Below are 15,471 nucleotides of genomic sequence, written 5' to 3'. Positions count from 1 at the left end.
TTGTGCAATTGCTTATATCTCTACAGATGGGTCTTTTATTTTTAAATAAATAATTTTAATTTGTAAATCTAGGTATATTTAAATTATCTAAATTAAGGAGGAACATTCTATGGGGTTCAGTAAAGATTTTTTATGGGGCGGTGCTACAGCTGCTAATCAATTTGAAGGTGGATGGAATTTAGATGGAAAAGGTATAAGTACAAGTGATATGCTGACAGCAGGAACTCACACTATTCCACGTAAAATTACTAGAGAAACTATTGATGGATTAAATTATCCAAGTCATGAAGGTATTGATTTTTATCACAGATATAAAGATGATATTAGGCTATTTGCAGAAATGGGCTTTAAGGTATTTAGAATGTCTATAGCATGGACACGTATATTCCCTAATGGTGATGATAAGGAACCTAATGAAGCAGGATTAAAGTTTTATGATGATGTTTTTGATGAATTAAAAAAATATAATATAGAGCCATTAGTTACTATTTCACATTATGAAATGCCTTTTAATTTAACTAAAAAATATAATGGATGGGCTTCAAGAGATGTAATAGATTTTTTTGTTAACTACTGCAACGTAATATTTAACAGATATAAGGATAAAGTTAAATACTGGCTTACATTTAATGAAATTAATTGTGGTACAAAGCCAGTAGGAGGATATCTTAGTCTTGGTATTTTAAATGAAGGCACAGAAGACTTTTTACACCCAAATGATAACAAGCAGATTCGTTTTCAAGCACTCCACCATCAATTTGTAGCAAGTGCAAAAGCAGTAAAGCTTGGTCATAGTATTAATAAAGATTTTAAAATAGGATGTATGATTGCTTATATGACAAAATATCCTTATACATGTAATCCAGATGATATATTACTTACACAGAAGATGGATCAATTGGCAAATGATCTTTGTGGAGATGTACATGTTAGAGGTGAATATCCTTTCTTTGCTAAGAGATATTTTGAAGAAAATAATATTGTTTTAGATATAACTGAAGAAGATAAGAAGATTTTAAAAGAAGGAACAGTAGATTATTATACATTCAGTTATTATATGAGTAACTGTGAATCAGCAGAGGGTAGCAAAGACAAAGTTTCAGGAAATTTAGTTAGTGGAATTAAAAACCCATATCTTAAAGCAAGTGATTGGGGATGGCAGATTGATCCTAAAGGATTAAGATATGTTTTAAATAAATTGTATGGAAGATATAATTTACCTCTTATGGTAGTTGAAAATGGTCTTGGTGCTTTTGATAAAGTTGAAGAAGATGGCTCAATTAATGATGATTATCGTATTGAATATTTAAAGGATCATATAATTCAAATGAAGGAAGCCGTTAAAGATGGAGTAGACTTAATTGGATATACTCCTTGGGGATGTATTGATCTTGTAAGTGCAAGTACTGGTGAAATGGAAAAGAGATATGGTTTTATTTATGTAGATAAGGATAATGCTGGAGAAGGTACATTAGACAGAAAGAAGAAAAAATCATTTGAATGGTACAAAAATGTAATAAAAACTAATGGAGAAGAACTATAACTGACTTAATATTAAATTCTATTATATTTTAAAAGCTGATTCAAAAATTAAGAATAAACTATAGTCACGCAAAACAAAAGCGAGCTTTGGAAGTTTTTTGATGAAAGCATATAAAGTTATAAAAAAGTATTGACAAGTTACCATAAAAAAAGTAAAATAAAATCGAAAATAAACGATTACATTAAATTAGGATTGTTACTGATTCGATCAGGCTATACCTTAATTAAGTAGAAGAAATATAATATTTATTTCTTTTATTTAATTGAGGTTTTTTTATTTTTAAATGTAGTCAAGTAGAGAATGGAGTATGAGGTGATGTGCATTGAAGATAGGTAAAATTTTTAACAACAATGCAGTTATGGTTAAAGAAGACAATGGACGAGATTCTGTTATCATTGGATGTGGACTTGCATTTAGAAAAAAAGTTGGCGATGAAGTAGACGAATCACTAATAGAAAAAACTTTTATTTTAAAGGAAAAAGATACTTTAGAAAAGTTTAAAATGATTTTAGAACATATACCTACAGAACAAATTTCATTGTGCTATGATATTGTGGAATATGCTAAGAACATGTTAAACTGTGAACTTAATGATTATATTTATGTAACATTAACTGATCATATAAGTTATACATTAAAATTATTTGATGAAGGAATAGAAAGACCAAATATATTGATTTGGGAAATAAAAAAGTTTTATCCTAAAGAATATAATATTGGATTAAAGGCTTTAGAGTTTATTGAAAGTGAACTTGGTAAAAAGGTTAATGAAGAAGAAGCCGGAAATATTGCACTTCACTTGATAACAGCTCAGATTAATGGGAAAAGCGATAAAACTGATATTGCTTATAGTATGACTAAAAAGATTCAAGATATACTAAATATTGTGAAATATACATATGATATTGAATTAGATGAACACTCTTTAAACTATGAAAGGTTTATTACTCATTTAAGATTTTTCTTTAAAAGACTTAGCAATAAAACACAGTATAGAAATGAAAATGAAGAATTTCTTTTACAACAAGTAAAGGAAAAATATAAAGATGCTTATAAATGTATGCTTAAGATAGAAAAATATTTAAATGTGGAGTTAAGTTATGAAGAACAGCTTTATTTGACACTTCATATTAAGCGTATTGTAAATAGATAATATAGAAAAATTAAATATTTAGGATTGTTACTGTTAAATCAGGCAAGACCATAGGTTTAAAAATACAAAAGTAATTTAAGTATTATTAAACTTTAGGTCTTGCCTTTTTATATATAAGATTATGATTAATTTAAAGGGAGCGATTGCTTATGAAATACGAAAATCTTGCAAAAGAAATAATTAAAAATGTTGGAGGCAAAGAAAACGTTAGCGGTTTAACTCATTGTATAACTAGATTACGTTTTAAGTTAAAAGATGAAAAAAAGGCCAACACAGATGTATTGAAAAATATGGATGGTGTAGTTACAGTTGTTCAAAGTGGTGGACAGTATCAAGTAGTTATAGGAAATCATGTTCCAGATGTTTATGCAGATGTAGTTGCAGTTGCAGGACTTTCTGAAGATTCAGGAAATAATTCTTCAGAAAAGATGAAGACTTTTGATAAATTAATTGATATTATATCAGGAGTTTTTCAACCAATACTTGGAGTATTAGCTGCAACTGGTATGATTAAAGGGTTTTTATCAATGTTTGTCGCTTTGGGATGGTTAAGTCCTGAAAGTGGTGCTTACACTATACTACAAACAATTGGAGACAGCTTATTTTATTTCTTCCCAATATTCTTAGGACTTACAGCAGCTAAGAAGTTTAATGTAAATCAATTTGTAGCTATGGCAATAGGTGCATGTCTTGTTCATCCTACAATAACAGGCATTGCAGGTAAGACAATTGAATTCTTTGGTATTCCAGTTATAATGCCTTCAGGTGGTTATGCTTCAACTGTTATTCCAGTTATACTTTCAATTTTATTTGCATCTTATGTTGAAAAATTATTTAAGAAAATTATTCCGGATATTGTTAAAACTTTTATTGTTCCAATGTTAACTTTAGTAGTAGTAGTTCCTGTTACTTTTTTAGTTATAGGACCAGTAGCATCATATGCTAGTGAAATATTAGGAAATATAACATTAACAATTTATAATTTAAACTCAACTATAGCAGGTTTATTTATCGGTGGATTCTATCAAGTATTTGTTATGTTTGGTTTACATTGGGGATTAGTTCCAATAGCAATGAACAATTTCTCAGTTTTAGGATACGACCCAATTGTAGCTACTTCAGTTGCAATATGTTTTGCACAAACAGGTGTAGTTTTAGCAATAGCATTAAAAGCAAAAAATAAGAAATTAAAATCATTATGTGTTCCATCAATCATTTCAGGAGTCTTTGGTGTTACTGAACCAGCAATTTATGGTATTACATTACCAAGAAAAAAACCATTTATAGTAAGCTGTATAATAGGTGCAGTTACAGGAGGTATCCTTGGTTTCTGTGAATCTAAAAAATATATGCCAGGTGGTATGGGAATATTTGTTTTACCGAATTTTATAGGATCAAATGGACTTGACAAGGGATTTTATGGAGTTATTATAGCAATGGCAGCAGGTTTAATTTTAGGATTTTTAGCAATGCTATTTGTAAAATTAGATCCAAAGGATATGGAAGATGATAATTCTAATACAGATGGTTCACAAAATAGTGAAAATATATTAGTTAAACAAGAAGTCATTTCAAGCCCATTAAAAGGAAATTTAACAGAGCTAAAAAATGTTGAAGATGAAGCATTTGCTTGTGGTGCATTAGGTAAAGGTATAGCAATAATGCCAACAGAGGGGAAAGTTGTAGCTCCAGCAGATGGAATACTTACAACACTATTCCCAACAGGACACGCTATGGGAATTACAACTAATAATGGAGCAGAAATATTAATACATGTTGGTATGGATACTGTAAAATTAGAAGGAAAACACTTCATATTAAAAGCTAAACAAGGAGACACAATTAAAAAAGGACAGACTTTAGTAGAGTTTGATATTAAAGCAATTGAAAAAGAAGGATATTCTTTAATCACACCAGTAATCATAACAAACTCAGATAATTATTTAGATGTTGTAGAAATCGATAAAAAACAAATAGATTTTAAAGAAGATTTATTAACAGTAGTAATATAGTTTATAAAAATTATTCATAAAAATAAAAGATTAAATGAAATCTTAGATATATATTATAATAAAAAAAGCTCTTACTTGTATTAAGGATATAGGTAAGAGTTTTTTATGTTTAGAAGGGAGATATAAATGTTAAACTTAAGTATTGCATTTTTTTTATGTTTCTTTTTCAGATTTTTTTTAAATCATATAATGCTTCATTTTTAAATCGTATTTAATGTATAATATTAAGTGATGTATGTACTTAGGAGGATTTGTTAAATGATAAAAATAGAAAGTTTAAATAACATTAGCAATAAGGATATAAATGAAATATTAGATACATGGGAATCATCAGTAAGAGCAACACATAACTTTTTAAGTGAAGATGATATAATATCAATAAAGCCTCAAGTTATAGAAGGGGTTAAATATGTTAGCAAACTTTTATGCGTAAGAGATGAAAAAGATATGATAAAAGCTTTTATGGGAATACATGATTTTAAAATTGAAATGTTATTTGTAAGCAATGAGAGTAGAGGAAAAGGAATTGGCAAAAAACTTGTAGAGCATGCAATAGAAGTTTTAAATGTAAATTATGTAGATGTAAATGAACAAAACCCACAAGCAGTAGGATTTTATGAACATATGGGATTTCAAGTCTTTAAAAAATCTGAGTTTGATGAACAAGGCAATCCATTCCCTATACTGCATATGAAATTAAAATAATAATAGTTAAATTACCTCTTATGCAAGTTGCGGAGAATGCGAAAGTTGTATAAGAGGTAAGCCATCATATTGTACAAATTTTCGGGCAGCTACATATACAGTGGTAGATAGAAGTAATGTTGAATTTAATTAAGTTTAGCAATATAATAGTTAATATTGTAATAATTATTAAAAGGAGATGAGGCTATGTTTAATATAGATGATTGCATTGGTTTTATAACAAATAAGGGAGCAAAAAAGTTAGCAGATGAATTTAATAAAAGAGCACAACAATATGGTATGACAAGAGTTCAATGGATAGCCTTATTTTATATAGGAAAATCAGATGGTATTTTTCAAAAAGAGCTTTCAGATCTTATGAATGTAAAAGAATCATCAATGGTTAGATTAATTGATCGTATGGAAAAGGAAGATTTAGTTATAAGAAAGAAACAGGCTAATGATAGAAGAATTACAAGTATATTTTTAACACCTAAAGGAAAAGAACTTAGAGAAAAAGTATTACCGTTAGGTCAGGAATTTCAAGATGATGCTACAAAAGGAATTTCAGCTGAGGAATTAAATAATTTTAAAAATGTCTTAGAAAAAATGATACAAAATATTTGTTAATAAGTTGACAATACCACCTAATAGTGGTATTTTTATATTAAACAATACTTGCTATACTAATTATTAACTATACAATAATTAATATTACAAGTATTTAGTTTGAAATATTCTTTATAGGAGGTCTTTAATATGAAAAAAGATGTAAGAGCAATGTTAAGTGATTTTATGAATGGATTAAATGATTTAGGAGAAACAAATGGTGAAAGTGTTAATGCTTTTATGAATCTTCTAGGTACAAGCTATGCAGAGGGTGCTATAAGTACTAAGACAAAAGAATTAATAAGTGTTGCTATAGCTGTTTATAACAGATGTGAATATTGTATAGTATTCCACACATATAAAGCATTAGAAGCAGGAGCAACTAGAGAAGAAATATTAGAATCAGCAATGGTATCTGTTGCCTTTGGTGGTGGCCCAACTATGGCATATTCTGTTACTTTATTAAAGGATTCACTTGATGAATTTGAAAAGGATTTCAAATAAAAATAAATTTATTTAGTTTGTTAATAGGTTGCTCTAACTGTTATATATAATTGAATTTTTTAAGATTTTTAGGGGGTTTTAAAAAATTGAAATTTAAATAACTTTTAAAGTAACCTTTTTTCATTGTAAATATTAAAAATATAAATTAGTGAAGATAGGGGAATAAATATGGAGATAAAATTAGAGACTATAAGTGGACATAGTAAAACATCAAAAATTGGTAAAATAAATGTACAGGTAGGAGATGAGGTTAAAACTAATGACATATTACTTCAACTTGAAACTAATAAGGGAAATAGTCCTTTTAAGGCAAAAGGTAATTTTAAAATAGAGGAAATAAAAGTTTCAGAAGGAGACGAGGCAAAGGTTGGAGATGTACTATTTATAGTAAGCGGAGAAATTAAAACAAATAATAAACCTAAAGTTGATTATTTTGGAAATATGCTAAAAGGAAAGAAAGAAGATGTAAAAGCTGATCTTTTAGTTATTGGTGGAGGACCTGGAGGATATGTTGCAGCTCTATATGCAGCAAAAAAAGGTTTAAATACAGTATTAGTAGAAAGAGAAAAGCTTGGAGGAACATGCTTAAATGTAGGTTGTATTCCAACAAAAGCTTTAGTAAAATCTTCTGAGGTATACAAAGATACACTTTTAGGAGAAGAATTTGGTTTTGAAATAGAAAATATAAAAGTTAATATGAATAAGGTTATAGATAGAAAAGATAAAATTAGGGAAAATCTAGTTTCAGGAATTGATTATTTATTAAGTAAAAATAATGTAAGAGTAATTAAAGGCGATGCATCATTTTTAGATGATAAAATAATTGTTGCTAAAAGAGGAAAAGATGAATATAAAATAGAAGCTAAAAATATTATTGTTGCTACAGGTTCTAAAATTTCTAAAATAAATATTAAAGGTATAGATTTACCATTTGTGTTAAATAGTAAATCTGCATTAGATAATAAAAATTTACCAGAATCTATTACAATAATCGGTGGAGGAGTTATTGGAATGGAGTTTGCTTTTATATACTCAAATTTTGGAGTAAAGGTAAATGTAGTTGAATATATGGATAGACTTCTTACAATGGTTGATGATGATATATCAGAAGAAATTAAAAATATAGCAAGGCTTAATGGAATAAATATATACACATCTTCAAAGGTTACTAAAATTGAACAATCAGAAAATGGTGATGCCATTGTATTTTTTGAAAATGAAGGAAAAGAAAAGTATTTAATTTCTGAAAATGTTTTAGTTGCAATTGGAAGAGAACCAAATATGGATGGACTAAATATTGAAAAAACTGGTATAGAATTAAATGAGAGAGGAAAGGGTATAAAGGTAGATAATACCTTAAAAACTAATGTTCCAGGTATTTATGCAGTAGGCGATGTTAATAACAAAATGCAACTTGCACATGTTGCATCTCATCAAGGAATTATTGCTGTGGATAATATATTGTCAGAAGATAAGGAAATGAAATATGATTGTGTTCCTAATGTAATATTCACAGCACCAGAAATTGCTTCAGTTGGACTAACTGAAAGGGAATGTATAGAAAAGAAAATTAACATAAAGGTAAGCAAATTCCCATTTTCAGCTAATGGAAAAGCGCTTACAATGGGAGAAAGTAGAGGCTTTATAAAGATAATTAAGGATATTGACAATGATAAGATAGTAGGAGCTTCACTAATAGGTGCTGATGCATCTTCACTCATAAGTACATTAACAGTGATAATAAAAAATAATATTAAAGATAAGGATATAGCAGATACAATATTTGCTCATCCAACAACTGGTGAAGTAATCCATGAAGCAGCACTTGGACTTTCAATTGGAGCTCTACATTATCATGAATAGACTTGTTATATCAGAAGAAACTAATCCATATTATAATTTAGCATTAGAAGAAGAACTTTTAAGAACTGTAGAAAATGACGAAAATATATTATATCTTTGGCAAAATGATAAAACTGTAGTTATAGGTAGAAATCAAAATCCATATTTAGAATGTAATATAGATTATATGAATGAAAATAATATATTTTTAGCTAGAAGAATTTCAGGTGGTGGAGCAGTATTTCATGATTTAGCTAATCTAAACTTTACATTTATCACAAAGGAAGAAAACTTAGATTTAGAAAAGCAAATGAAGGTTTTAAAACTAGCAGTAGAAGGTTTCGGATTAAATGTTGAGTTTTCAGGAAGAAATGACCTTTTAGTAAATGGAAGAAAATTTTCAGGTCATGCTTTTTACAATGAAGATGGGAACTATTTTCATCATGGAACATTAATGGTTAATGTAAATGTTAGTATATTAGGAGAGGTTCTTAACCCTTCTAAATTAAAACTTAAGTCAAAGGGAATAAAATCTGTAAAGAGCAGAGTAGTTAATCTAAATGAATTAAACAATGATATTACAATTGAAAGTTTAAAGATATCTTTAGAAAAAGCCTTTGAGAAGGTATATGGAAAAATATTAGAGAAAGATGTTTATAATGCTAATTTTAAAACTCCTAAGTTTTATGAAAAATATAAAAAACCATTATGGAATTTTGGAGAGAGTCCTAAATATGATGTTATATTAGAAGAAAAATTACCTATAGGAAATATTCAAGTTAATTTAAATATAGAAAATGGAATAGTGAAAAAAGGAAATATACATTCAGATACATTAAAAAATATAAATTTTAAAGATGTAGAAGAAAAGTTAATTGGACAAATCTTTTTAAAAGAAAATATTTTAAATATAATAAGAGAAAATTTAAATTAGAAGCTTATTAAAACAGATATTATGGTAATAATAAAAGGACAATTGAGTTGTCCTTTTATTGTTTATTTTCGATAAATTTTGATAGAGAAGATGACAGAGTATATAAAGAATACTGGAACAATTAAAAAGTTCACTTTATAGAAAAGAAGGAATATAAATAAGTTTTATAGAATTTAAAAAGTTATAGTAAAAATGTGAGTATATAAGGAGTTTTATGTGAATTTATGAGAAATATAAAAAAGAAAGTTATAATTACAATAATAACCTTAATTGTAGTAGCTATAGCAACTGTTTTAATTCTTTCAAAGTTTAAGCCAGAGGTTGTAGAGAAGATTGAATCACCTGTAAAGAAGGTAGAGGTTCCAGAGGAATATTCAAGAGCTGATAGAAATAATAATGGAGTTCCAGATCCAATTGATATCTCAAATAATTTAGAGGAACAACTAAATTCAAAAACAAAATATATAGATGCATATTATGTAGGAGGATATCCACCAGAGGATGAGGGAGTTTGTACTGACGTTATATGGAGGGCTTTATCATCAATAGATATAAACTTAAAGGACTTAATAGATAAGGATATTAAAAATAATATTAATGATTATTGGAGAATAGAGAACAAGGCAGATCCTCATATTGACTTTAGAAGAGTACCTAATTTAATGGTGTTTTTTGATAAATATTGTGAGAAATTAACTAGTGAAGTAATACCAGAGAATGTTGATAATTTAAAACAGTGGCAGCCTGGAGACATAATTTTATTTCTTGAGCCTTACCAACATGTTGGCATGGTAACTTCCGAGAGAGATAGTGATGGGGTGCCCTTTGTGGTTCACAATTCTAGACCAAGTATAAAAAAAGGAAAAGTAAGCTGGTTTAGTGATTATAAGTTATATCATTATAGATGGAAGTACTAGATAGGGTTATAATAAAGGACAAAAGAAAGCTTAAAAAGTCGGGATGTAAATTTTCCATGATTATAAGATTAGATTAAGGATTTATCCATAGAATGTTCATCTTAAAGTTTATAGAAAATATGTTTAAATTCTAATTTAGCAAATAAATTCAATATAATGGAGTAGAGATAAGACACATTAATTTTACTTTAAATTGATGTGTCTTTTAGAAGATGGCGGAGAACTTGGTTTTATAAATGAGGTTTTTATGAATTGGATAATTAAATATATGAGATAATGAACAGAATATAGAGTTTCTCAATAGTAAATTTTAATACAATTGAGGAACTTTTATTTATATTACAAAAACTCTATATTAGTATATGTTTTGACAACTAGGATCAAGTTTTTACTTTAGGGTTTTATCATGGACAAAAGTATTAAGTTTGAAGTAGAAATTTTAGAGGAATTAGCATTAATTAGAGTGGTACAAATTTTTATATAAATGAATATTATAGGAATGGAAAGGAGGTAGTTAAAGAATGGCTTTAGAAGAAAATAATTATTACAGAGATTCACAGTCATTACATAATGACTGTAAAGCATGCATAGACTATCATGTTATATTAACCATGACTGATGGAAGCACAATGGATGGAATTATTGAGAGCGTAGATTCAAACAATGTTAGTGTGTTAGTTGGTGAAGATGTAATGGATCAAGAAGACGAAAGTAAATCTGATTATCAACGCCAACCGGTTGGTTTTGGACATCCAGGAAGAAGATTTAGACGATTTAGACGTAGATCTTTGCCATTAAATAGACTAGCAGCAATAGCATTATTACAGTATCCTTATATTATGCCACCATTTTCTTTCTTCCCGTATTATATATATTAGGTATAATACTGATAATAAGAAATTAACAAAAGAGTTGATTTTATAGTAAAATAGGAATAATTGATGTAGGAGTAAGGATTTTTATAGAAGATAGACTTGTTTATATAAAAATAAGTCTATCTTCTATTGTAGAATAATCTTAAATGCAAATAATTATTCTAAGGATAAAATTTGATGTAATAGAATAGCACCGACAATTAAACCAATAAATAAGCCCAGTAATAAGCATGTTTTTACAGTTTTTTGCCATTCACAAGTTCCTTCAGTAAAATATTTTACTATATTTTTCACTGATATCTCCTTAAATTTTAGATTATAAGTATAATTTAACATATTTACAAATAAATTCAAACAACTTACAATGAATTATGTAGTAAAACTCTTCAGAAAGAGAGAAACAAATCATTCTATTAAGGGGGATTAATTTGATTAAAATAGATATTTTGATAACTATTTTGTTGAGCCAACAAGAAAAGCATTGTTTATAATATATGATAGCAAGATTGTTGGTTTTATGATGTTAAATAATCATTCTTATATTAATCAAAAGCCTGATTATGTGATCGCTGAATTTTCCATATTTCCAATGTACAGAAAAAAAGGTATTGAACAAGAGGCAATTGCCTTAGCGTATTCACAATATCCAGGTAAATGGGAACTGAAATTTAGTTTGAAGAATAAGTCTGCAGTTAATTTCTGGCGTAAATCAACAGAAACTTTTAAACCTATTGTTTACCAGTTGGAAGATGATGAACAAGTTCTTTCATTTCAAACAAACTGATAAATTTTAGTTTGGCTTTATATATAAAGAATTATGGATGAAATTTATTCAAAATTTGCTTGATTCAAACATTTAATGCATATACTACAATTATTAAAAGAAATTAAAGACTAAGAAAGTAGGTGCTTTTAATAATTTAGCTTCTATGCTTCATAAACAAAATATATTAAATGAGAAAATTATATTTTCAAATACATCACCAACAGTTCCATTATCAATTACTTTTGGTGGATTATTTTCTAGGGGGTTAAAATTTGATTTTATAGGAGTACCTTTACTTGTAAAGGAAGCAAAACAATCATACTTTAAAAAGGAGTTAATATATATGGATATAAGAATGGCAACTATTGAAGATTTAAAAGCAATTACTGATGTTGAATCAAGATGTTTTCCTGTAGATGAAGCTCTGCTTCAGAAAATGATTTCAAAAAGAGGTAAATGATTTTTGGCGTAAATACTATTCCAGAATATCGTAGACAAGGTTGTGCAGAAAAAATAATTAATAAGGTTATTTCTGATGCTAAGGCGCAAGGAAGAAAGGGACTAGTACTTACTTGTAAAGAAAAACTTATACATTATTACTCGAAATTTGGTTTTAAGAATGAAGGAGTATCAGAATCAACACATGGTGGAGCTGTTTGGTATGATATGCGTTTAACTTTTTAATATGTTTGACAATATATAAATTGAGAAATATTAGAGGTATTTAAAATGAATGTAAGAATGTATCGATCAGAAGATTGTAAAGAAATTGTTGAATTGTTTTATAATACAGTTCATTCAGTTAATGCAAAAGATTATAATGAAGCACAACTTGATGCTTGGGCTCCTAAAGATATTAATATTTCTAAATGGGATGAGTCTCTTTCAGAACATTATACTATTGTAATTGAAGATAATAGTGGTATTATTGGATTTGGAGATTTAGATATCAATGGATATTTTGATAGATTATATGTTCATAAAGATTATCAAGGAGCTTATGTAGCAACTAGAATTATAAACGAAATAGAGAAATATGCACAAGAAAATAGGATCAAAAACATAACAACTCATTCCTCTATAACTGCAAAACCTTTCTTTGAAAAACAAGGCTACAAAGTAGTAAAAGAACAAGTTATTGAAAGAAAAGGACAAATATTAAAGAATTTTATTATGGAAAAAACTTTAATATTTAATCCATCATAATTAATAATCATGACATGATTTATTTTTATGAATATTTTCAGTACCAGCTTCAAGAGCAGTTTTATAATACCAACATTTATGATTTATTAAATCTAGAGACTTTTGAAGCTCTTGAATTTGTGCTTCTACTACTTTTTTTCTTTCAAGAAACATTTCATATCTTTGTTCTAATGAATAATCACCATCTTTAACCCAGTTACTAAAGGCTTTTATATCTTTTATAGACATACCTGTATGCTTTAAACATTCAATAATTTCAAGCATTTTCACATCAGATTCTGAAAAAATACGATATCCTGAGTCCGTTCTTTCGATAAATGGAAGAAGTCCTTCCTTATCATAATATCTTATTGTAGAAACAGAAAGATTCATTTTTTTAGCAACTTCACTTATAGAGAATTTCATAATTTACCTCTCATTTTCATTTAATAATTCTTTTTCTATAAAATAATATTTTAAAAATTTTTTGTCAAGGAGTATTGACTCTAAAGTTAACTTTAGGGTTATACTTTTTTTGCAAGCAAATATTTATATACAGTAATCTTTTAGATTATTGAAAGTGTAAGGTAAAGGAGAGAAAGATTATGGAAAGTATTTTAAATGAAGTAAATTCACCAGCAGATTTAAAGAAAGTTTCATTAAATAAATTAAATATTTTAGCAGAAGAGATTAGAAATTTTTTGATTAAGAAAGTCAATGCAACTGGTGGTCATATGGGACCAAATTTAGGGATGGTAGAAGCGACAATTGCGATGCATTATGTTTTTAATTCACCAATAGACAAAATAGTGTTTGATGTTTCTCACCAAAGTTATACTCATAAAATTCTTACTGGTAGAAAAGAAGCTTTTATGAATCCTGAAAAATATTATACAATATCAGGATATACAAATCCTGAAGAAAGTGAACATGATTACTTTACTGTAGGTCATACATCAACTTCAGTAAGTTTAGCAACAGGTCTTGCAAAAGGAAGAGATCTTAAGGGGGATAATGAAAATATTATTGCTGTAATTGGTGATGGTTCATTAAGTGGCGGTGAAGCTTATGAAGGACTTAACAATGCAGCAGTTTTAAATAGCAATATTATTATCATTGTTAATGATAATGGAATGTCAATTGCAGATAACCATGGTGGACTTTATGGGAATCTTGCTTTATTAAGAGAAACAAAAGGAAAGGCAGAACTAAACTTTTTTAAGGCAATAGGATTTGATTATTATTTCGTAGAAGATGGAAATAATATAGAAAGTCTTGTTGAAACGTTCAGAAAAGTTAAAGATGTTAAACATCCAGTTGTTATTCATATGAATACAACAAAAGGAAAAGGACTTAAGGTAGCAGAAGAAAATAAGGAACACTGGCACTGGATTCTTCCTGGAGAAGTGGATGGAACATGTAACTCTAATATGTCTGGAGAAAATTATGCAACAATAACTGCAGATTATATAGAAGAAAAGTATAAAGAAGATAGAACTGTTATTGCTATTTCTCCTGCAACTCCTGGAGTAACAGGCTTTACACCTGAGTTTAGGGAAAATGCTGGCATTCATTATACTGATGTGGGAATTGCAGAAGAACATGCAGTGGCATTTGCATCAGGAATTGCAGCTAATGGTGGAAAACCTATAATTGGTATTATGAGTTCATTCATTCAACGTACTTATGATCAGTTATCACAGGATTTATGTTTAAATAATAATTCAGCAACTATACTTGTATTTGGAGGAGGAATTTCAGGTGGAGATGCTACACATCTTGGTACATTTGATATTCCATTAATAAGTAATATTCCAAACATGGTATATTTAGCTCCAACTAGTAAAGAGGAATATTTAGCAATGCTTAACTGGTCAGTAGAACAGAATGATCATCCAGTTGCAATAAGAGTTCCAAGTGGAAAGTTAATATCTACAGGTATTAAGGATACAAGTGATTATTCAATTTTAAATAAGTATAAAGTTGAAGAAGAAGGAAATAAAGTTTCAATTATAGCCTTAGGAAGTTTTTTAGAACTTGGTAGAAATGTAAAGAAAGCATTAAAAGAAAAGATGGGAATAGATGCAACGGTAATAAATCCACGCTTTATTACTGGAATTGATAAAGAATTATTAGAATCTCTAAAAGATAATCATGAGCTTGTTATCACATTAGAGGATGGAATGCTTGATGGAGGCTTTGGTGAAAAAATTACACATTTCTATGGAGCATCAGATATGAAAGTATTAAACTTTGGAAGCAATAAGGAGTTTACTGACAGCATATCATTAGATGAATTATATGAACGCTATCATTTAAAAGAAGATTTAATATTAGATGATATAGCAAAATGTATTAAATAATTTCATCATAGTTAAGCTTCTAGTATTAAAAAGAAAATACGATTTTAAAAATCTAATAAACAATAATACGTGAAAATAAATTTT

General features: G+C 28.0%; 16 protein-coding genes and 1 pseudogene. 15 read left to right on the top strand and 2 right to left on the bottom strand.

Features of this window, described 5'->3' with window-relative positions:
* Positions 1 to 109 precede the first annotated feature (109 nt).
* The 10 genes from ACZ5TJ_RS10285 to ACZ5TJ_RS10240 all read left to right on the top strand — a co-directional run bounded on the left by ACZ5TJ_RS10285 (position 110) and on the right by ACZ5TJ_RS10240 (position 11,076).
* Positions 110 to 1,543, top strand: a complete 1,434-nt coding sequence (locus ACZ5TJ_RS10285) for a 6-phospho-beta-glucosidase (protein WP_079286549.1) — start codon at positions 110 to 112, stop codon at positions 1,541 to 1,543.
* A gap of 322 nt (positions 1,544 to 1,865) precedes the next feature.
* Complete coding sequence (gene licT, locus ACZ5TJ_RS10280; RefSeq protein ID WP_054200080.1) at positions 1,866 to 2,696, top strand: BglG family transcription antiterminator LicT; 831 nt, start codon at positions 1,866 to 1,868, stop codon at positions 2,694 to 2,696.
* Between the two features lie 149 nt (positions 2,697 to 2,845).
* Positions 2,846 to 4,708, top strand: a complete 1,863-nt coding sequence (locus tag ACZ5TJ_RS10275; RefSeq protein WP_464199404.1) for a beta-glucoside-specific PTS transporter subunit IIABC — start codon at positions 2,846 to 2,848, stop codon at positions 4,706 to 4,708.
* A 258-nt stretch (positions 4,709 to 4,966) separates the two neighbouring features.
* Positions 4,967 to 5,413 (top strand): GNAT family N-acetyltransferase, encoded by a 447-nt coding sequence (locus ACZ5TJ_RS10270; protein ID WP_464199402.1) that lies wholly within the window; start codon positions 4,967 to 4,969, stop codon positions 5,411 to 5,413.
* A gap of 186 nt (positions 5,414 to 5,599) precedes the next feature.
* Positions 5,600 to 6,022: a MarR family winged helix-turn-helix transcriptional regulator gene (locus ACZ5TJ_RS10265; RefSeq protein WP_039314660.1), complete on the top strand. Its 423-nt coding sequence runs from the start codon at positions 5,600 to 5,602 to the stop codon at positions 6,020 to 6,022.
* Positions 6,023 to 6,151: 129 nt separating this feature from the next.
* Complete coding sequence (locus ACZ5TJ_RS10260) at positions 6,152 to 6,505, top strand: carboxymuconolactone decarboxylase family protein (protein WP_039314663.1); 354 nt, start codon at positions 6,152 to 6,154, stop codon at positions 6,503 to 6,505.
* Positions 6,506 to 6,673: 168 nt separating this feature from the next.
* Entirely contained in the window at positions 6,674 to 8,368 is a 1,695-nt protein-coding gene (gene lpdA / locus ACZ5TJ_RS10255) for a dihydrolipoyl dehydrogenase (protein ID WP_464199397.1), read from the top strand.
* The gene (locus ACZ5TJ_RS10250; RefSeq protein ID WP_464199395.1) at positions 8,361 to 9,281 is read left to right on the top strand and encodes a lipoate--protein ligase; all 921 of its coding nucleotides are present in this window, start codon (positions 8,361 to 8,363) and stop codon (positions 9,279 to 9,281) included. The genes lpdA and ACZ5TJ_RS10250 overlap by 8 nt, the downstream gene beginning before the upstream one ends.
* 224 nt (positions 9,282 to 9,505) lie before the next feature.
* Positions 9,506 to 10,198 carry a DUF1287 domain-containing protein gene (locus ACZ5TJ_RS10245; RefSeq protein WP_464199393.1) on the top strand — a complete coding sequence of 231 codons (693 nt, stop codon included), beginning with the start codon at positions 9,506 to 9,508 and terminating at the stop codon, positions 10,196 to 10,198.
* 521 nt (positions 10,199 to 10,719) lie between these two features.
* A complete protein-coding gene (locus ACZ5TJ_RS10240; protein ID WP_464199391.1) occupies positions 10,720 to 11,076 on the top strand; it encodes a hypothetical protein in 357 nt (118 codons plus the stop codon).
* 153 nt (positions 11,077 to 11,229) lie between these two features.
* Here ACZ5TJ_RS10240 and ACZ5TJ_RS10235 read toward each other — a convergent pair whose 3' ends face one another.
* Entirely contained in the window at positions 11,230 to 11,367 is a 138-nt protein-coding gene (locus ACZ5TJ_RS10235) for a hypothetical protein (protein ID WP_464199389.1), read from the bottom strand.
* A 163-nt stretch (positions 11,368 to 11,530) separates the two neighbouring features.
* Here ACZ5TJ_RS10235 and ACZ5TJ_RS10230 point away from each other — a divergent pair.
* The 4 genes and pseudogenes from ACZ5TJ_RS10230 to ACZ5TJ_RS10215 form a co-directional block, all read left to right on the top strand.
* Positions 11,531 to 11,857: pseudogene (locus ACZ5TJ_RS10230) on the top strand (GNAT family N-acetyltransferase); the annotation flags it as partial.
* A 145-nt stretch (positions 11,858 to 12,002) separates the two neighbouring features.
* Positions 12,003 to 12,299 (top strand): DUF3189 family protein, encoded by a 297-nt coding sequence (locus ACZ5TJ_RS10225; protein WP_464199387.1) that lies wholly within the window; start codon positions 12,003 to 12,005, stop codon positions 12,297 to 12,299.
* Positions 12,296 to 12,523: a GNAT family N-acetyltransferase gene (locus tag ACZ5TJ_RS10220; protein WP_464199385.1), complete on the top strand. Its 228-nt coding sequence runs from the start codon at positions 12,296 to 12,298 to the stop codon at positions 12,521 to 12,523. Before ACZ5TJ_RS10225 ends, ACZ5TJ_RS10220 begins: the two co-directional genes overlap by 4 nt.
* Positions 12,524 to 12,568: 45 nt before the next feature.
* Positions 12,569 to 13,045: a GNAT family N-acetyltransferase gene (locus ACZ5TJ_RS10215; RefSeq protein WP_464199383.1), complete on the top strand. Its 477-nt coding sequence runs from the start codon at positions 12,569 to 12,571 to the stop codon at positions 13,043 to 13,045.
* Here the strand turns inward: ACZ5TJ_RS10215 and ACZ5TJ_RS10210 are convergent, their stop codons facing one another.
* The gene (locus ACZ5TJ_RS10210; protein WP_464199381.1) at positions 13,046 to 13,450 is read right to left on the bottom strand and encodes a MerR family transcriptional regulator; all 405 of its coding nucleotides are present in this window, start codon (positions 13,448 to 13,450) and stop codon (positions 13,046 to 13,048) included. It abuts the gene before it with no gap.
* Positions 13,451 to 13,629: 179 nt separating this feature from the next.
* Between ACZ5TJ_RS10210 and ACZ5TJ_RS10205 the strand changes: the two genes are divergently transcribed.
* Entirely contained in the window at positions 13,630 to 15,387 is a 1,758-nt protein-coding gene (locus ACZ5TJ_RS10205) for a 1-deoxy-D-xylulose-5-phosphate synthase (protein ID WP_464199379.1), read from the top strand.
* Positions 15,388 to 15,471: the final 84 nt, after the last annotated feature.

The organism is Clostridium budayi, assembly GCF_055396605.1.
This window is presented reverse-complemented; position numbering and strand designations above follow the sequence as displayed.